Genomic DNA, 18178 nt, shown 5'->3' with positions numbered 1-18178 from the left:
AAATCTCTACATCGGCGCCACTATGACCATTCACACCACCAAGATGCTCATCCTCGGTTCCGGGCCCGCCGGCCTCAGCGCCGCGATCTACGGCGCACGCGCGGGGATGGAGCCGATCGTCGTGCAGGGCATCCAGCCCGGCGGCCAGTTGACGACCACCACCGACGTCGAGAACTACCCCGGCTTCCGCGAGGTCATCCAGGGCCCGTGGCTGATGCAGGAGATGCAGGCGCAGGCCGAGCATGTCGGCACGCGGATGATGTGGGACACCATCGTCGAGGTCGACCTGACGCGACGCCCGTTCCGCCTGGTCGGCGACGGCGGCGACATTTACGAGGGCGACGTGCTGGTCATCGCGACCGGCGCACAGGCCAAATGGCTGGGGCTGGACAGCGAGGAAGCGCTGAAGGGCAAGGGCGTCAGCGCGTGCGCGACGTGCGACGGTTTCTTCTATCGCGGCAAGAAGGTCGCGGTGATCGGCGGCGGCAACACCGCGGTCGAGGAGGCGCTGTACCTGACCAACCATTCGGACGACGTGACGTTGATCCACCGCCGCGACACGTTGCGGTCGGAGAAGATCCTGCAAGCGCGGTTGCATGCGAGCGACAAGATTTCGGTGCTGTGGAACAAGGAAGTCCATCGCTTCGTCGGCGGCGGCAGTCCTGAAGGACTGGTTGCCATCGAGTTGAAGGATACCAAGACCGGCGAACTGTCGATGCTGGACGTCGACGGCGGCTTCGTCGCGATCGGCCATCACCCGGCGACCGAGTTGTTCCGCGGGCATCTGGCGCTCGACGACGACGGCTATATCGCGGTCGAGACGGGATCGACACGGACCAGCGTGCCGGGCGTGTTTGCGTGCGGCGACGTGATGGACAAGGTGTACCGCCAAGCGGTGACCGCGGCAGGAACGGGCTGCATGGCGGCGCTGGATGCCGAGCGGTTCCTGGCCGAAGCCGAGTTCGAGGCGGAGCGCGAAGCGGCGGAGTAACGGGCCGTCTGGTGCTCCCGCGCAGGCGGGAGCCTTGGGCGGCGTAGCGCTGCGCTCCAAAGCCCTAGTCTTTGGCCTCCCCAGGACCGCCATCCATACTCTTCGCTGCCGCTAGCACCTGCTCGAATAGCCAATCCTTGTCCGCCGCGCTCGCATAGCTGTGGCTGTCCGACGCGATCGTGCGGATCGGCAGCGTCGGTGCGCCGCGGCATTTCGCCCAGGCATCCCGAAAGGCGATCGCGGTATTGTCGCGCTCGGCCAACAGGATCGTCGCCGGGATGTTCGAGTTGGCAAGCGCCGCAGCCATTCGATCTACGAGGTAGCGATCTTCCGACCGGCTCTTGGCAATCTTCGCCAAGCCACCGAAAACTTTCGCGATATTGACGCCGCCCTTGGCAAGTCGCAGCCATTCGCGCGGATCGCGGAGGCGCTCGGCATAGCGCGCCTTGATCGCCGCAGCAGCGGGGAGGGTGTCTTCGGTGCCGCCGGTCCACGGATTCGACAGCAACAGCGCGTCGATCCCGGCCTCGGCATGAAACAACGCCAGCGCACTCGCCGCGTCGCAATTGCCGAAGCCGAGAATTGTTTCGGTCTCGGTTTCATTGCCGAAAACAAGCGACGCATTGAAGATATCGTGTTTGCTGCCAAGGAATCCGGCGTTTTCGCCGCTGGCGTCGCCGATCCCGCTACGATCGAAACGAAATGCCGCGACGCCGTTCGCTGCCAGGTAGTGGGCCAAAGCTGCCATCCCGCGATGTGCGCCGATTCTAATCTCATTCCCGCCCGACACTATCAGCACGCCAACGCGAGGCTTCCCGCCGTCTGGCACATCCAGCGTGCCAACAAGGCGGTTTCCCTTTGAAGCAAACTCAATCAGCCGGCGCATGACCGCACCCAAGCTGCAATATCATCGGCGAGCGTTTCCGCTAGCGCCGGATCATTGTCCGGCTCCGCGCGACGCCAGAGCGGTGCGCCGTTAATCTTTCGGTCGGCTGGCCGGGCATCGCTGTCCATGCGGAGCACGCGACGCGGGATTTCAGCGTGATCAAAAGGCGACGCGCCCGAGATGTCAGCCAGCATCGCGCTGGAAATGCGATTGCCGGCGATTATTATGGGATCGCCCTCAGCACCGATGATGGTGTGGACGTCGTACCGCTCGGCGCGTCCGACTTCAGCATTCTTCATTCGCACCAACTCGCGTAGGAGGTCGCCGCCTGATTGCGGCGACAGGTGCCAGCGACCAAACATCAGAGAGAATGCGTCGATAAGCGCTCCACTTCGCAAGCCAACGGCGTAGGTCTGACGACCAGACGCGTCAAAATGCAGCACCAGGCCTTCATGCGCTTCCCGCATCATGAGAAGCGTCGCATCCTCTGTCGCGACCAGGCTCTCGCCGGTGCCCGGCAGGTCGGGCAGCACGCTCGCCACGCCGCGCTGCGCCAGCGCGCGCATGATCGTGACGGCGAAGGTGCGGGTGCGGTTGGCTTCTTCGAACAGCGGCAGCGCGACGATCACGACCGGGCCGTCGTCGGGGCCGAGGCGGATCATCGCCTCACGCCCGCCGGACCAGTCGTAATGGTCGATCACCCAAGCGCCTTGCGCATGGCGAATCCGGTCAGAGCGCCGAACGTCTCCAGCGTGTCGCCGTCGATGTCGTCGTCGTCGATCAGGATGCCGAGGCGATCCTCCATCTCGGTCAGCACGCCCGCAACCGCCATCGAATCGAGTTCGGGCAACGCGCCGAACAGCGGCGTGTCCTCGCGGAACTGCGCAGCGCGCTCCGCGCTGACGCCCAGCACGTCGCGCAGCACCGCGCGCACCGTCTCGATGATTTCCGGCGCACCGTCTGGCAACACGTCGCAGCAAGCCCCTGTTATGTCCTCGGGCGGGCGATAGTTTGCGGGAGGCCGCTTGCCAAGGGCGGGCGGTTCGCGCCACGTGGGCCGCATGGTGGCGCTCGATCCCGTCCCTCGTCCGATCGACCATGTCCTGCGCGGGGCGGGCGACGCCGTGGCGCTGGAGGATCGCGCCGGGACGCTCACCTACCACGCCGCCGAGGATGCAGTCGCGCGTATGGCGGGGTGGCTGGCGAGCCTTGGCCTGCCGCCGGGCAGTCGCGTCGCCAGCTGGCTGCCCAAGATGCGCGACGCCTGCCTGCTGCCACTCGCCGCGCCGCGCGCCGGGCTGATCCACGTGCCGATCAATCCGGTGCTGAAGCGCGCGCAGGTCGCCCATATCCTCGCCGACAGCGGCGCCGCCGCGCTCGTCAGCCAGGCGAGCCGCACCGCCAGCCTGGAGGCCGGCGATGTGCCGGCGGGCGTGGCGGTCCATGATGGGGCGGGGGCGGGCGTTGCCCTGCCGCCGTCGTCCGCCGCAACCGACGATCTCGCCGCGATCCTCTACACGTCGGGGTCGACCGGGCGGCCCAAGGGCGTGATGCTGACGCACGCCAACCTCTGGCTTGGTGCGGTCAGCGTCGCGCATTATCTGAAGCTCGCGCCCGACGACCGCGTGCTCGGCGTGCTGCCGCTCAGCTTCGATTATGGGCAGAACCAGCTCTTCTCGACGTGGGCCGCGGGCGGTCGGGTGATCCCGCTCGATTACCTGACCGCGCGTGACGTGGTGAAGGCGGTGGGGCGGCATGACGTCACCACGATCGCCGGAGTGCCGCCGCTTTGGGTGCAGCTGCTGGAGGCCGACTGGGGCGAGGCGGCGGGAAAGCTCCGGCGGCTGACCAACTCGGGCGGTGCGCTGACGCCGCGACTGGTGCGGGCGCTGCGCACGCGGTTTGCAGAGGCCGATCTTTACCCGATGTACGGACTTACCGAGGCATTCCGATCGACCTTCCTCGCGCCCGAACTGGTCGACGACCATCCCGATGCGATCGGGCGCGCGATACCCTTTGCGGAGGTGATGGTGGTGCGCGGTGACGGTGAGCGGGCGAGGACGGGGGAGCCGGGCGAACTGGTCCACGCCGGGCCGCTGGTCGCCGCGGGCTATTGGCAGGACGCCGCGCGCACCGCCGAGCGGTTTCGCCCCGCGCCCGCCTGGTCGAAGAGCGGCGGCACCGCGGTCTGGTCCGGCGACACGGTGGTCGAGGGGGCCGACGGTCTGCTCCGCTTCGTCGGGCGTGACGACGAGATGATAAAGGCCGCCGGCAACCGCATCAGCCCGACCGAGATCGAGGACGCGGTGCTGGGCGGCGGAGAAGTCGCGGAGGCGGCGGCGTTCGGCGTGCCCGACGAGCGGCTGGGGCAGGCGATCGTCGTCGTGGCGCGCGGGGACGGCAGCGGCGAGGATGCGCTGCGGGCAAGGCTGCGGCGCGAGCTGCCAAGCTTTATGCAGCCTTCGCAATATATTTGGAGGTCAGATTTGCCACGCAATGCGAACGGCAAGCTCGATCGCACCGCGCTGAAGGCCGAGGTACAGTCGTGAAGCCGATCGGCCCGATCCCGCCCGAATTCGCCGCGCCGGGCGCGCTGACGATCGCCGGTCGGAGCGCCGAGGATTGGGTGGCCGCGCATGGCAGCCCGGTGTTCGTGTACGATCCCGCTATCGTCGCGACCCGCATCGCGACGCTGCGCGCGGCGATGCCGGCGGGGCTCGACATCCATTTCGCGATCAAGGCCAATCCCTTCCCGCCGCTGCTGGCGGCGATCGCGCCGCTGGTCGACGGCCTCGATGTGGCGTCCGCAGGCGAACTCGCGAAGGCGGTGGCGGTAAAGCCAGCGTCGGCGATCAGCTTCGCCGGGCCGGGCAAGCGCGATGCGGAACTGGAAGCGGCGATCGCGCTGGGCGCGACGATCAACGTCGAGTCGGAAGGCGAGGCGACGCGTGCGCTCGCCATCGGCGACCGGCTGGGCATCGCGCCGCGGTTGGCGGTGCGGGTCAATCCAAGCTTCGAGCTGAAGGGCAGCGGCATGAAGATGGGCGGGCGTCCGGCGCCGTTCGGCGTCGATGCTGCGCGCGTCCCGGCGCTGGTACGCCAGATCATCGCGAGCGGCGCCGACTGGTGCGGCTTTCACATCTTTGCCGGGTCGCAGGCGCTGGATACGCAGGCGATCATCGAGACGCAGGCGGCGACCGTCGCGCTGGCGGCGGAGCTTGCCGAGCAGGCGGGCGCCCAGCCGCCGCTGGTCAACATCGGCGGCGGCTTCGGCGTACCCTATTTCGCGGGCGACACGCCCGTCGACGTGGCCGCGATCGGCGCGGCGCTCGGGCGATGGCTGCACCCCGGCACTCGCTATGCCATCGAACTCGGGCGCTGGCTGGTGGCCGAATGCGGCGTCTATCTGGCGCGCATCGTCGATCGGAAGGAGAGCGGGGGCGAGATATTCCTCGTCCTCGACGGCGGGCTGCACCACCAGCTCGCCGCCAGCGGCAATTTCGGCACCGTGGTCCGCCGCAACTATCCCGTCGCGCTCGCCCGCGACGTCGGCGGCGCGGCCACCGAGACGGTGTCGATCGTCGGCCCGCTCTGCACCCCGCTCGATCGCCTGGCGGACCGCATTGCCTTTCCCCGCGCCGATGTCGGCGATGTCGTCGCGGTCTTCCTGGCGGGCGCCTACGGCCTCACCGCCAGCCCGCACGACTTCCTCGGCCACCCGAAGCCGCCCGAAATCCTCGCCTAACGCTATCTTTACCTGTCCGACCCATAGCTGGCGCTGTCCTGCGTGGGGTCCGTGGCAGTCTTGCGCCGCGGGCCGTCACGCGCAGACGGAGATTTCGCGATGCGTTCGGGCCGATTTGCCAAGTCCTTCCTCACCTCCGGCGCGCTCGCTGCGCTGCTGACCGGCTGCATGGGCGGGGGCGCACGGCCCGAGCTGCCCTCCGCATCCTTCGTCACGCAAAAGGAAGGTCCCGGCGAGCAATATGTGATCGGCCCGCTCGACCAGCTCCAGGTCTTCGTCTGGCGCAATCCCGAGCTGTCGGCCAAGGTGCAGGTGCGCCCCGACGGCCGTATCACCACGCCGCTCATCAACGACATGCCCGCGGTGGGGAAGACGCCGGCGATGCTGGCCGACGACCTGAAGCTGGCGCTGGGCGAATATATCAAGGATCCGATCGTCTCGGTCATCGTCGAGAATTTCAGCGGCACCTACAGCCAGCAGGTCCGCATCGTCGGCGCGACCGAGAAACCGGCCTCGATCCCCTACCGCGCCAACATGACGCTGCTCGACGCGATGATCGCGGTCGGCGGCCTCAGCGAATTCGCGGCGGGCAACAAGGCGCGGCTGGTCCGCTTCGACCGCGAAACCGGCAAGCAGAAGGAATACGGCGTCCGCATCGGCAAGCTGCTGAAGGACGGTGACGCCGCGGCCAACGTCCGGCTGGAGCCGGGCGACGTCATCATCATCCCGGAAAGCATGTTCTGACGATGGGCAGCACGGTCTTCGATGAGCTTCGCGCCGCGCTGCATGCGGTGTGGATCAGGCGCTGGGTGGCGCTGGCGGTCGCGTGGGGCATCTGCCTTGCGGGGTGGCTGGTCGTGTCCCAGATCCCCAACCAGTATGAATCGCACGCCCGCGTGTTCGTGCAGCTCCGTACCGTCCTGCCGACCGGCAGCGGCGTGACCCAGGCGGAGCAGACGCGCGACATCGATCGCATCCGCCAGACGCTGACCTCGTCGGTGAACCTCCAGAAGGTCGTGCGCGGCACCGATATCGCCCAGACGGTCGCGACCGATCGCGATGTCGCCGACCGGGTCGCAAGCCTGCAGAAGGCGATCAAGATCACCGCAGCGCAGGACAATCTGTTCGAGATTTCGGCGACCATCGCCAATGCCGGCGCGTCCGACGCCGCCAACGCGAAGCTGGCGCGGCAGGTCGTGCAGAAGCTGATCGACATCTTCGTCGAGGACAATTTGTCGAACAACCGCGACCAGACGTCGCAGTCGCTCCAGTTCCTCGACCAGCAGCTGGCTGCGCGCCAGACGCAGTTGCAGGATGCCGAGGCCAAGCGCGCCGAATTCCAGGCGCGGTTCCTGGGCTCGCTGCCCGGCACCGGCAGTCTCGACGATCGCATGTCCACCACCCGCTCTCAGCTGGCGCAGATCGACAGCGATCTCGCCGCCGCCCAGTCGAGTCTCGCCGCGGTCACCAGCCAGATGGCGGGGACCAGCGCGTCGGTGGCCGGCGTCGGCGGCACCGCGACCGCAGGCCCGGCCCGCGCCCGCGTCGCCGCGATCCAGGGCCAGCTGGCCGAGGCCCGCGGCCGCGGCTGGACCGACAGCCATCCCGACGTGATCGCGCTGAAGGCGCAGCTGGCCGCAGCCCAGTCCGCCGCACGTGGCGAGCCGGTGAACGTCGGCGGCGGCACGGGCGGATCGCCCAATCCGCTATACCTCTCGCTTCAGGCGATGCGCGCCGACAAGGCGTCGCAGGTGGCCGCGCTCCAGCAGCGCAAGGCGCAGATCACGGCAGACCTGTCGACGTTCGACGCCCGCGTCGCCCAGTCGCCCGGCGCGGCCGCCGAGCAGAGCGCGATCGACCGCGACTATGCGGTGCTGAAGGACCAGTATAGCAAGCTGCTGGCCGACCGCGAGCAGGTCGCGCTGCAGAATCAGGTTCAGACCCAGACCGATGCGGTCAAGTTCAGCGTGATCGACCCGCCGACCAGCCCGCGTGCGCCGATCGCACCCAATCGTCCGCTGTTCCTGACCGGCGTGCTGATCGTCGGCCTGTGCGGCGGCGTCGGCGCGGCATGGGCGCTCGGCCAGCTGCGCACGACCTTCCCGACCGCGACCCGACTGGAGCGCGCGAGCGGCATGCCGGTGATCGGCGCGATCGGCGAAGTCGTAACCGCGGCGCAGACGGCGCTGCGCCGTCGCCAGCTGCGGATGTTTGCAAGTGGAGCGGGTGCCCTGGGCGCCGCGTGGGTTCTGCTGATCGGCCTGGAATTCGTCCAGCGCGGCATGGTGGCGTGAGGGAAGCTATGAACGACGTCACACCCCGGCGCATGACCGGCACGCTGATCGAGCGCGCCGCTGCGCTCTACGACCTTCAACCCGACGCCTTCGCGGCGCGGCAGCCCTATGCGGCGGCCCCGGCTTTCGACAGCGGCTACCCCGGCGGCACGCCGCTGCGCGCGGTCGCGCCGGTCAAGCACGACCGCCCGGCCGCGGTCGTCGATCGTGCGGCATTGCAGGAGCGCGGCATGATCGTGCCCGGCACTGCGGTCACGGCGCTCGCCGAACAATTCCGATTGGTGAAGCGCCAGCTGCTCCAGACGTCCCGCAAGGTCGAGGACGCCGACAAGGCGCGTGCGATCCTGGTGTGCTCGGCCCGACCGGGCGACGGCAAGACGTGGTGCGCCGTCAACCTCGCGCTCTCGCTCGCTGCCGAACGTGATGTCGAAGTGCTGCTGGTCGATGCCGATTTCGCCAAGCCCGACGTGCTGCCGACGCTCGGCGTCGTCGCAGACGGTGGCCCCGGCCTGCTCGACGCGCTTGCCGACCCCACCCTCGATGTCGAGACGTGCATCGCCGACACAGACGTGCCGCAACTGGCGCTGCTCCCCGCCGGCACCCGCATGAACGGCGATACCGAGCTGCTCGCCAGCGACCGCGCGCGCGCCGTGCTGCACCGGCTGGTCAGCGCCAACCCGCGCCGCATCGTGATCTTCGATTCGCCGCCCGCGCTGGCCGCGTCGCCCGCCGCCGAACTCGCCGCCAACGTCGGACAGGTGATGCTGGTGGTTCGCGCCGATCGCACCAGCGAAAGCGACCTGCGCGAGTCGGTCGCCCTGCTCGACGGGTGCGAGCATGTGCAGCTCGTTCTCAACGCCGTCGCCTTCCAGCCGGGCGGTCCGCGCTTCGGCGACTATTACGGCCAGGAGTCCGTGGCATGAACCGCCTTGTCCTGATGATCGGCACCGCCGCCGTGGTCGCCGCGGCGCCCGCCGACGCGCAGCGCCGCAAGCAGGTCACTCCCTATATCGAGGTCGGACAGGTGCTGACCGCCGACCTGGACGGGCCGAGCGACGTCCTGACGTACACCAGCATCGCTGCCGGCGTGGACGCTTCCGTCCAGACCGCGCGCGTCGAGGTGCAGGTCAACTACCGCTTCGAGCACCGTGAGGGCTGGGGCGACCGCGTCGAGGATGGCGACATCCATTCGGGTCTTGCCCGCGCCGCGGTGAAGCTCGGCTACGGCCTGAATTTCGAGAGCGGGGCGCTCGCGACGCTGGCGCGCACAGATTTGCGGGGCGCAGCGCCGGGCAGCTTTGCCGGCAACCCGTCGAACCTCAGCCAAGTCTATGCCGCCTATCTCGGCCCGACGCTCGCGACCCATGTCGGCGAGGCGACGCTGAACGCCGCCTATCGCTTCGGCTATACCAAGGTCGAGGAACCGAGCCTGCCCGCGTTCCTGCCGGGCCAGCCGCGGCTCGACAATTTCGACGACTCGACCGTCCACATGGCGACCGCCTCGCTCGGCACGCGCGCGGGAACCTACGCCCCGTTCGGCATGACGCTGTCGGGCGGCTGGGTGCGCGAGGGAACGAGCCAGCTCGACCAGCGGTACGACGGCAAATTCGCGCGCTTCGATGCGGTGCAACCGGTGAGCCCCACGCTCGCCGTCACCGCGGGTGTCGGATACGAGAATATCGAGATCAGCCAGCGCGATCCCGCGGTCGACGCCAGCGGTGCGCCGGTGATCGACAACAACGGTCGTTTCGTGACCGACCCGGCCTCGCCACGGCGAATCGCCTACGACTTCGACGGGCTGTTCTACGACGCCGGGGTGATCTGGCGCCCGTCGTCGCGCACGACGCTGACAGGACGTGTCGGTCGCCGCTACGACAGCATGACCTACCTCGGCTCGCTCAGCTACCAGACGTCGTCGCGCTCGGGGCTCCAGATCGGGGTCTATGATAGCGTGACCAGCTTCGGGCGCGGGCTGAACGACGCGCTGTCGCGGCTGCCGACCAGCTTCGCCGCGTCGAACGATCCCTTCGGCAATCAGTTCGGCGGCTGCATCTTCGCGACCGGCGAGGGGACGAATCGCGGCGCATGCCTTAATTCCTCTCTCGGCGGCGTCACCACCGCCAACTACCGGGCGCGGGGCGTCGATGGCGTGTTCACCACCGCGATGGGGCCGTACACTTTGGGCTTCGGCGGCGGTTATTCGAACCGGCGCTACCTGCTGCCCACACTCGCGATCGGCACGCCGCTGGTGAACGTCACCGACGAGATCTACTACGCGCAGGCCTTCGCCTCGCGCACGCTCGGCCAGCGATCGACGCTGTCGGCCAATGCCTATCTCAACTATTTCGACAGCGGCATCCTCAACGGGTCCGACGTGCTCGCCGCTGGCGCCAATACCTCCTATTCCTACAGCTTCGGGCGCCTGGGCGCGACCGCGTCGCTGGGGGTATTCGGCTACGACCAGGAATTTGTCGGCAGCGACGTGTCGGCGCAGGGCCTGGTCGGCATGCGCTATTCCTTCTGACGATGATCGATACGCGGGCGCGCGACGCCCGGTGGAGCGAGTGACGATGTACGACGAACATTACGGGCTGACCGGGCGCCCATTCCAGCTGACGCCCGACCCGCGTTTCTGGTTCGACACCGCCACCCACAAGAAGGCGATGGCGTACCTCGGCTACGGGCTCAGCCAGGGCGAGGGCTTCATCGTCATCACCGGCGATATCGGCGCGGGCAAGACGACGCTCGTCGGCCATCTGACCGCGACGATCGACCCGGCGCGCCTGAACGTCATCAAGGTCGTGTCGAGCCAGATCGCCGCCGACGACCTGCTGCGCACCGTGTGTGCCGGGCTGAACGTCGATGCCGCCGGCCTGTCGAAATCGGCGATGCTGACCGCGATCGAAAAGGGCCTGCATGCCGTCGCGCGCGGCGGGCGCCGCACGCTGCTGATCGTCGACGAGGTGCAGGCGCTGCCGACCGACAGCCTGGAGGAGTTGCGCATGCTCTCCAATTTCCAGGCCGGCGGCTATGCGCTGCTCCAGATCTTCCTGCTCGGCCAGCCCGAGTTCCGCGACCGCCTGCATGAGGACGGTCTGGAGCAGCTGCGCCAGCGGGTCATCGCGCTCCATCATCTGGGGCCGATGGAGGTCGAGGAAGTCGACCCGTATCTCGCGCACCGCCTGAGCGTCGTCGGCTGGACCGGCCGCCCCGATTTCGATGCCGATGCGGTTGCGGCGATCTATGCCTGGTCGGGGGGCATCCCGCGCCGGATCAATCAGCTGACCGCGCGGTTGATGCTGCACGGCGCGCTCGACGGGATCGACGTGTTCGGGGCCGACGACGTCGCCGCGGTGATCGCCGACATGCAGCGCGATACCAAGCCGGCGGCTGCCACCCCCGAGCGGGTCGCGCGCCCGTTCCTGGTCGATGGCGCCACGGCGATCGACCTGCCCGATGTCACCGACCTCGCTGGCCTGTCGGACGAGCGACTTGCCGCGATCGAGCGGCGGCTGGAGGATCAGGACGTGGCGCTACGCCGCGTCCTGACGTTGCTGGTCGACTGGGTCGAGGGCAGCGGTCCGCAGGCCGACTCCGCCGAGTTGCGCCAGACGGCGGGCTAGCCCCATGCTGAATGCGCTGTCGGTCGATATCGAGGAATGGTTTCAGGTCGGCGCGTTCGAGCGCACGATCGATCGCGCCGATTGGGATACGCTCGAAAGCCGCGTGGCCGCCAATACCGGCGCGGTGCTCGACCTGTTCGCCGCGGCGGGGGTGAAGGGCACGTTCTTCACGCTCGGCTGGGTCGCGCATCGCCATCCCGCTCTGATCCGCCGCATCGTGGCCGAGGGGCATGAGCTCGCGAGCCATGGCTGGGATCATCAGCGTGTCTTCACCTTCACGCCCGATCAGTTCCGCGCCGACCTCGCCCGTGCGCGCGCCGCGCTGGAGGATGCGGGTGGCGTCGCCGTTACCGGCTATCGCGCACCCAGCTTCTCGATCGATACCCGCACGCCGTGGGCACACCCGATTTTGGCCGAGGACGGCTATACCTATTCCTCCAGCGTCGCGCCGATCACGCACGACCATTATGGCTGGGTCGACGCGCCGCGCACCGCGCATCGCCCGCTACCCGACGCGCCGCTGATCGAGTTGCCGATCACGACGATGGCGGTGCTTGGGAAGGAAGTGACCGCGGGCGGTGGCTTCTTCCGCCTGCTGCCGGGGCGGCTGACCGACGGCGCGGTGCGCGCGGCGAATGCGCGGGGCGCGCCGGCGGTGTTCTATTTCCACCCGTGGGAGGTCGATCCCGGCCAGCCGCGGGTGCGGAACGCGCCGCTGAAGTCGCGCCTGCGCCATTATGCCCGACTGGGCGCGATGGCCGGCAAGCTCGAGCGGCTGGTGCGTCGTCACGAGTGGGGCCGCGTCGATGCCGTAGTCGCCGCGGCGAAGCTCGCATGAACGCGCCGCTGCTGACCCGCCCGGTCGCGATCCGCGCCGCCGATGCGCAGGGCGATGCCGCGCGCATCGCCGCCTATGTCGCGGGGCATTCCGGGGGCACGCCGTTCCACCTGCTCATATGGTCGCTGGCGGTGGCGAAGGGCTGCGGGCAGGCGAACCGCTATCTGGTGGCGGAGCGCGGCGATGGGCAGATCGCCGGCGTCCTCCCGCTGACGCTGGTGCGGTCGCGGCTATTCGGCTGCGCGCTGGTATCCGCCGGGTTCGGGGTCGATGGCGGGGTGCTCGCCGATGACGCCGACGTCTCCCGCACGCTGGCGGACGCGGCATGGCGGATTGCCGGGCAGGAGGGCGCAACCTCGCTGGAATTGCGCGGCGGCGACAGCCCGTCCGACGCTTTTCACACCGACACCGCGACCTATTTGGGCTTCGTCGCCCCGCTCGCCGCCGACGACGCCGCGCAGCTCGCCGCGATCCCGCGGAAGCAACGCGCAGAGGTTCGCAAGTCGTTCGACACCGGGCTGACCATCACCACCGGCACTGCGCCCGCCGATCGCGCGGCGCATTATGCGGTCTATGCCGAATCGGTTCGCAACCTCGGCACCCCGGTCTTCCCCCGCTCGCTGTTCGCGGCGGTGCTCGATGCATTCGGGGACGCCGCCGACATACTGACCGTGCGCCACGATGGCCGCCCGGTCGCGAGTGTGTTGAGCCTCTACTGGCGCGGGACCGTTTACCCCTATTGGGGTGGGGGCAACGCGGCGGCGCGCCCGCTGCGCGCCAACGACGCGATGTACTTCGCGCTGATGAACCACGCGCGCGCTAAGAGTTGCACCCGCTTTGACTTCGGCCGATCGAAGGCCGGCACCGGTGCCGCTGCGTTCAAACGCAACTGGGGGTTCTCGGGCGAGCCGCTCGCCTACCATGTCCGCACCGCCGACGGCGCAGCGCCGCGCACGGTCAACCCCCTCGACCCGCGCTATGCCCGCAAGATCGCGGCGTGGAAGCGGCTGCCGTTGCCCATCGCGAACCTGGTCGGGCCGTATTTGTCGCGTGGCCTCGGCTGATGGGCGACGCGCTGTTCCTGGCGCACCGCACGCCGTTCCCGCCCGACCGCGGCGACCGTATCCGGGCGTATAATTTCCTGCGCTACATCGGCGCGCGGGCGCGCGTACACCTGGTCGCGTTCTCGGACGGTGACGAGCCCGTCGATCACACCGCGCTCGACGCGCTGACCGCCAGCCACACGATCGTGCCGCGCACCAAGTCGAACGCCCGTGCCGCCATCGAGGCGCTGGCGACCGGCCGGGCGGTGTCGGTCGCCGCGTTTGACCATCCGGCCCTGCGCGCCGCGGTCTCGCGGGTGCTGGCGACCCAGCCGATCGACGCGATCCACGTCTTCTCCAGCGCGCTCGCCCAATACCTCCCCACGCATACGAAGGCGCGGGTGGTCATGGATTTCTGCGATGTCGATTCGGCGAAGTTCGGCGAATATGCCCGTGAGGCGCGGGGGCCCAAACGCTGGCTCTGCGCGCGCGAAGAGCGCCGCCTGCTGGCCTTCGACCGCGCCATCGCACGCCGCGCCGATGCGTCACTGTTCGTCAGCGATGCCGAGGCCGCGCTATTCGCCGAAATCGGCGGGGGCGGGCGCGTTTCGGTGATCGAGAACGGTATCGATACCGAGTTGTTCGACCCCGCCGCCGACTTCGCAAGCGTAGAAGCGGACGGCCCGCTGATCGTGTTCACGGGGCAGATGGATTACCAGCCCAACGTCGCTGCGGTGACGTGGTTCGCGACCGACATTCTCCCGATCGTTCGCGCCCGCCATCCGGACGCCCGCTTCGCCATCGTCGGACGCGCGCCGACCCCGGCGGTGCAGGCGCTGGCCGGAGAGCACGTGATCGTCACCGGCGAAGTCGCCGAGGTCCGCGGCTGGATCGCCGCAGCCGCCGCGGTCGTCGCCCCCTTACGCATCGCGCGCGGTATCCAGAACAAGGTGCTGGAGGCGATGGCGATGGCGCGCCCGGTCGTCGCCTCGACTCCCGCGGCGGAGGGGATCGACCACGCCGGCACGTTGCGCACCGGCGCCGACGCAAACGAAATCGCGCGCGAAGTAATTGCCTTGCTCGACGATCGCGTGGCCGGCGACCTGCTCGGTCAAGCCGCCCGCGCGCAGGTCCAACGCCGCTATGGTTGGGAGGCGCGCCTGCAACCGCTCGATGCGCTGCTCGGCCTACAACCCAACCCCGTTCGTGCTGAGCCTGTCGAAGCACATGCCCCGGACACGCACTTCGACACGCTCAGTGCGAACGGTGTGGGGAGGCGCAGGTGACCGTTCACGCATCGCCCGCTGCGTTTACAGCGCAACCACTCTCCACGACGTGGCAGCGCCCGCTCGCGCTGCTCGTCTTCGCATGGGGGGCGCTGCTCACCATCTTCCACCGCGACGTCGCCGACCTCGCCTTCATCTACTGGAACTCGACCACCTTTGGCCATTGCCTGTTCGTGCTGCCGGTGATCGCGTGGCTGGTGTGGCAGCGGCGCGGCGACCTGGCGCAGGTGATGCCCGCAGCATGGTGGCCGGGGCTGGCGTTGGTGGTGGCGGGCGCCGGCGGCTGGTTCCTGGGCGACATCGCCGGAGTCGCCTTTGCCCGGCACCTCGGGCTCGTCCTGATGCTGCAAGGGGCCGTGGCGGCCATCCTCGGTCCCAACGTCACCCGCGCGATCCTGTTTCCGCTCGCCTATCTCGTCTTCCTGGTGCCGTTTGGCGAGTTTCTGGAAGGACCGCTGCAGGACGTCACGACGGCGATGACGATGCCGCTGCTCCACCTGTTCGGCGTGCCCGCGACCGTCGACGGCGTGCTCATCACGATCCCCAATGGCTATTTCGAGGTGGCGGAGGCGTGTTCGGGGGCGAAGTTCGTCATCGCGATGGTGGCGTACGGCGCGCTGGTCGCGAACGTCTGCTACGTGTCCTGGGGTCGCCGCGCCGCGTTCGTCGCGATGGCGCTGGTCGTACCGGTGATCGCCAACGGCCTGCGCGCGTCCGGCACCATCTATGCCGCACACCTGACCTCGGTCGAGGCGGCGACGGGGTTCGATCACATCGTCTATGGCTGGGTCTTTTTCGGGCTGGTGATGGCGGCGGTGCTCGCGATCGGATGGCGCTGGTTCGATCGCGATCCTGACGCGGCTTGGGTCGATACGACGCGTTTGCAGACGCCGCCCGCGCCCGCGGATCGCTCGGCGGTGACCGGCGCGATCATCGCCATCGCGGTGCTCGCCTATGCGGTCGGCGCACTGCTCGTCGCCCGCAGCGATGCGCTACCGGCTCAGCTCGAGCTGCCCGATGTGCCCGGCTGGACCCGCGTCGAAGTCTCCACCCGCGCGCCGTGGGCTCCCTGGTATCCGACCGCCGACCACGTCCTCAACGGCCGCTACGCCGATGCGCAGGGGCACGTCGTCGATCTCGCCGTCGCGGTCTATGCCGGCCAGCGCGAGGGGCATGAGCTCGTCGGCTTCGGCCAGGGTCTGCTGCGCGAGAACGACCGCTGGGTGAAGGTGATGGACGAACCGAGCATCGCGGGCGGTCGGGTCGAGCGCATCGTGGCGCCGGGGCCGGTAGAACGCGAGGTCGCGACTTGGTATCGCATCGCCGGAACCACAACGGCGAGTGAGCGACGCGTGAAGATCGAGACCCTGAAGGCCAAGCTGATCGGTGGTCCGCAACGCGGCGTCGCGCTGCACCTATCGGCGGAGGGCGGGGAGGGGCCGGCCCCGCGCGCCGCGATCGCCGCGTTCCTGGCCGCCGCCGGGCCCGTCGATACCCTCGCCGACCGCATCGCCGCGGGGCGATAGATGTGCGGCATCGCGGGCGTTTTCTACCCCGCCACTCCCAAGCCGGTGGACCCTGCGCGCATCGCCCTGATGACCGACGTTCAGGCCCACCGCGGCCCCGACGGCGCCGGCGTATGGACCGCCGCGGGAGTGGGGCTCGGCCATCGCCGCCTGTCGATCATCGACGTCGCCGGATCGCCGCAGCCGATGCAGGCCGGGCCGCTGACCATCGTGTACAACGGCGAAGTCTATAATTTCGCCGAATTGCGCACCGAACTGGAGGCGCTCGGCGCGAGGTTCACGACGGCTGGCGATACCGAGGTACTGCTCCACGGTTGGCGCGCGTGGGGGCCGCGCTTGCTCGATCGCCTCGTCGGCATGTTCGCCTTCGCCATCCACGATGCCGATGCGCAGAGCCTGACGCTGGTCCGCGACCGGCTGGGGGTGAAGCCGCTCCATTATGTCGAGCTGTCCGACGGCGGCGTCGCGTTTTCATCGGAATTGAAGGGGCTGCTCGCGCACCCGCTGCTCCGCCGCGAGATCGATCCGCGCGCGATCGAGGATTTCATGGCGCTAGGTTATGTCCCCGACCACGCCTGCATCGTGGCGGGCGTGCGCAAGCTGCCCGCGGGGAGCCTGCTCACGCTCCAGCGCGGGCGGACAATGCCCGACCCGCGGCGCTGGTGGAATATCGACTTCTCGATCCGTGCAAAGGGATCGACGAGAGACCTGTCCGCCGAACTCGCCGATCGCCTGCGTACCGCCGTCCGCGCGCGCATGGTCGCCGACGTGCCGCTCGGCGCCTTCCTTTCGGGCGGGGTCGACAGCTCCGCAGTAGTTGCGTTGATGGCCGAGGCCAGCCCGCGCGCGGTGCGGACGATGAGCATCGGTTTCAACGAAGCAAGCCATGACGAAAGCGCTTACGCCCGCGCCGTCGCCGCGCGCTTCGCCACCGACCACCGCGAACGCATCGTCGCCGCCGACGATTTCGCGCTGATCGACACGCTGGTCGGCGCCTTCGACGAGCCGTTCGCCGATGCCTCCGCGATCGGCATGTACCGGGTGTGCGAACTCGCCCGCGAGGATGTGACGGTGGCGCTGTCGGGCGACGGCGCGGACGAGGCGTTCGCGGGTTACCGTCGCTACAAATTCCACGCCGCGGAGGAGCGGGTGCGCGGTCTGCTCCCCGAACATCTCCGCGCGCGCGTCTTCGGGGCGCTGGGCGGCGCCTATCCGAAGGCCGACTGGGCGCCGCAGGTGTTCCGCGCCAAATCGACGCTGCTGGCGCTCGCCGACGATGGCGCCACCGCCTACGCTCGCGCGGTCGGAGTGACGACGCCCGCGACCCGCGACGCGCTCTACGCCGACCCCTTCCGCCGGGCGCTTGGCGGGCATCGGGGGGAGGACGCAATGATCGCGACGATGCGCGACGCCCCGGCGCGCACCGGCCTCGACGCGGCGCAATATGCCGATCTCCACCATTATCTGCCGGGCGACATCCTGACCAAGGTCGACCGCACCAGCATGGCCGTCAGCCTTGAGGCGCGCGAGCCGCTACTCGACCACCGCCTGCTCGAATTCGCCGCGACCCTGCCGCCGTCGCTGCGCATTCGCGGCGGGCAGGGCAAGTGGCTGATGAAGAAGGCGCTGGAGCCGTGGTTGCCCAAGGACGTGCTCTACCGCCGCAAGATGGGGTTCGTGACGCCCATCAGCGCGTGGTTCCGCGGCCCCCTGGCGGGCCAAGCGGCGGCGCTGGCGAAGTCGCCGGTGCTCGCCACCTGGTTCGACCTGCGCGCGATCGAGCGGCTCGCCGACGACCACCGGAGTGGGCGGGCGGAACATGGCCGGAAGCTGTGGCAGCTGCTGATGCTGGAGCGCAGCGTGGCGCGGGTGTTCGGGTAATCTTCCAACCCGTTCGTTTCGAGTAGTCGTCGAGCTTGTCGAGACGCCGTATCGAGAAATTCTCC

The 18178-nt window shown here is 69.0% G+C and carries 16 protein-coding genes; 13 read left to right on the top strand and 3 right to left on the bottom strand.

Features of this window, described 5'->3' with window-relative positions:
• Positions 1–22 precede the first annotated feature (22 nt).
• The gene (trxB, locus tag M9980_RS06190) at positions 23–991 is read left to right on the top strand and encodes a thioredoxin-disulfide reductase (protein WP_250754477.1); all 969 of its coding nucleotides are present in this window, start codon (positions 23–25) and stop codon (positions 989–991) included.
• 64 nt (positions 992–1055) lie between these two features.
• Here trxB and M9980_RS06185 read toward each other — a convergent pair whose 3' ends face one another.
• From M9980_RS06185 to M9980_RS06175, 3 genes are read right to left on the bottom strand one after another with little or no spacing between them, the layout of a single operon-like run.
• Positions 1056–1877 (bottom strand): hydrolase 1, exosortase A system-associated, encoded by an 822-nt coding sequence (locus tag M9980_RS06185; protein ID WP_250754475.1) that lies wholly within the window; start codon positions 1875–1877, stop codon positions 1056–1058.
• Entirely contained in the window at positions 1865–2578 is a 714-nt protein-coding gene (locus tag M9980_RS06180; RefSeq protein WP_250754473.1) for an alpha/beta hydrolase family protein, read from the bottom strand. The genes M9980_RS06185 and M9980_RS06180 overlap by 13 nt, the downstream gene beginning before the upstream one ends.
• The gene (locus M9980_RS06175; RefSeq protein WP_250754471.1) at positions 2575–2847 is read right to left on the bottom strand and encodes a phosphopantetheine-binding protein; all 273 of its coding nucleotides are present in this window, start codon (positions 2845–2847) and stop codon (positions 2575–2577) included. Before M9980_RS06175 ends, M9980_RS06180 begins: the two co-directional genes overlap by 4 nt.
• 91 nt (positions 2848–2938) lie before the next feature.
• Here M9980_RS06175 and M9980_RS06170 point away from each other — a divergent pair, with 91 nt between their 5' ends.
• From M9980_RS06170 to M9980_RS06115, 12 genes are all read left to right on the top strand, one after another.
• Positions 2939–4426, top strand: a complete 1488-nt coding sequence (locus M9980_RS06170) for an AMP-binding protein (RefSeq protein WP_250754470.1) — start codon at positions 2939–2941, stop codon at positions 4424–4426.
• Positions 4423–5622 carry a pyridoxal-dependent decarboxylase, exosortase A system-associated gene (locus tag M9980_RS06165; protein ID WP_250754468.1) on the top strand — a complete coding sequence of 400 codons (1200 nt, stop codon included), beginning with the start codon at positions 4423–4425 and terminating at the stop codon, positions 5620–5622. Before M9980_RS06170 ends, M9980_RS06165 begins: the two co-directional genes overlap by 4 nt.
• Positions 5623–5790: 168 nt before the next feature.
• Positions 5791–6366: an XrtA/PEP-CTERM system exopolysaccharide export protein gene (locus tag M9980_RS06160; RefSeq protein ID WP_250754798.1), complete on the top strand. Its 576-nt coding sequence runs from the start codon at positions 5791–5793 to the stop codon at positions 6364–6366.
• Between the two features lie 2 nt (positions 6367–6368).
• Positions 6369–7916, top strand: a complete 1548-nt coding sequence (locus M9980_RS06155; protein ID WP_250754466.1) for an XrtA system polysaccharide chain length determinant — start codon at positions 6369–6371, stop codon at positions 7914–7916.
• An 8-nt stretch (positions 7917–7924) separates the two neighbouring features.
• Positions 7925–8839, top strand: a complete 915-nt coding sequence (locus M9980_RS06150; protein ID WP_250754464.1) for an AAA family ATPase — start codon at positions 7925–7927, stop codon at positions 8837–8839.
• Positions 8836–10440 carry a hypothetical protein gene (locus M9980_RS06145; protein WP_250754462.1) on the top strand — a complete coding sequence of 535 codons (1605 nt, stop codon included), beginning with the start codon at positions 8836–8838 and terminating at the stop codon, positions 10438–10440. The genes M9980_RS06150 and M9980_RS06145 overlap by 4 nt, the downstream gene beginning before the upstream one ends.
• A gap of 46 nt (positions 10441–10486) precedes the next feature.
• The gene (locus M9980_RS06140) at positions 10487–11539 is read left to right on the top strand and encodes an ExeA family protein (RefSeq protein ID WP_250754797.1); all 1053 of its coding nucleotides are present in this window, start codon (positions 10487–10489) and stop codon (positions 11537–11539) included.
• A 4-nt stretch (positions 11540–11543) separates the two neighbouring features.
• On the top strand, positions 11544–12377 hold the full coding sequence (locus tag M9980_RS06135; protein ID WP_250754460.1) for an XrtA system polysaccharide deacetylase: 834 nt from the start codon (positions 11544–11546) through the stop codon (positions 12375–12377).
• A complete protein-coding gene (locus tag M9980_RS06130) occupies positions 12374–13441 on the top strand; it encodes a FemAB family XrtA/PEP-CTERM system-associated protein (RefSeq protein WP_250754458.1) in 1068 nt (355 codons plus the stop codon). Before M9980_RS06135 ends, M9980_RS06130 begins: the two co-directional genes overlap by 4 nt.
• Positions 13441–14706, top strand: coding sequence for a TIGR03087 family PEP-CTERM/XrtA system glycosyltransferase (locus M9980_RS06125; RefSeq protein ID WP_250754456.1), 1266 nt, complete (start codon positions 13441–13443; stop codon positions 14704–14706). The genes M9980_RS06130 and M9980_RS06125 overlap by 1 nt, the downstream gene beginning before the upstream one ends.
• Positions 14703–16232 carry an exosortase A gene (gene xrtA, locus M9980_RS06120; protein ID WP_250754454.1) on the top strand — a complete coding sequence of 510 codons (1530 nt, stop codon included), beginning with the start codon at positions 14703–14705 and terminating at the stop codon, positions 16230–16232. Before M9980_RS06125 ends, xrtA begins: the two co-directional genes overlap by 4 nt.
• Positions 16233–18113: an XrtA/PEP-CTERM system amidotransferase gene (locus M9980_RS06115; protein ID WP_250754452.1), complete on the top strand. Its 1881-nt coding sequence runs from the start codon at positions 16233–16235 to the stop codon at positions 18111–18113.
• Positions 18114–18178: the final 65 nt, after the last annotated feature.

It is taken from the genome of Sphingomonas donggukensis, assembly GCF_023674425.1.
Classification (GTDB): Bacteria; Pseudomonadota; Alphaproteobacteria; order Sphingomonadales; family Sphingomonadaceae; genus Sphingomonas; species Sphingomonas donggukensis.
Note: the sequence above shows the minus strand (reverse complement) of the source record. Positions and strands in the feature narration are given on the sequence as shown.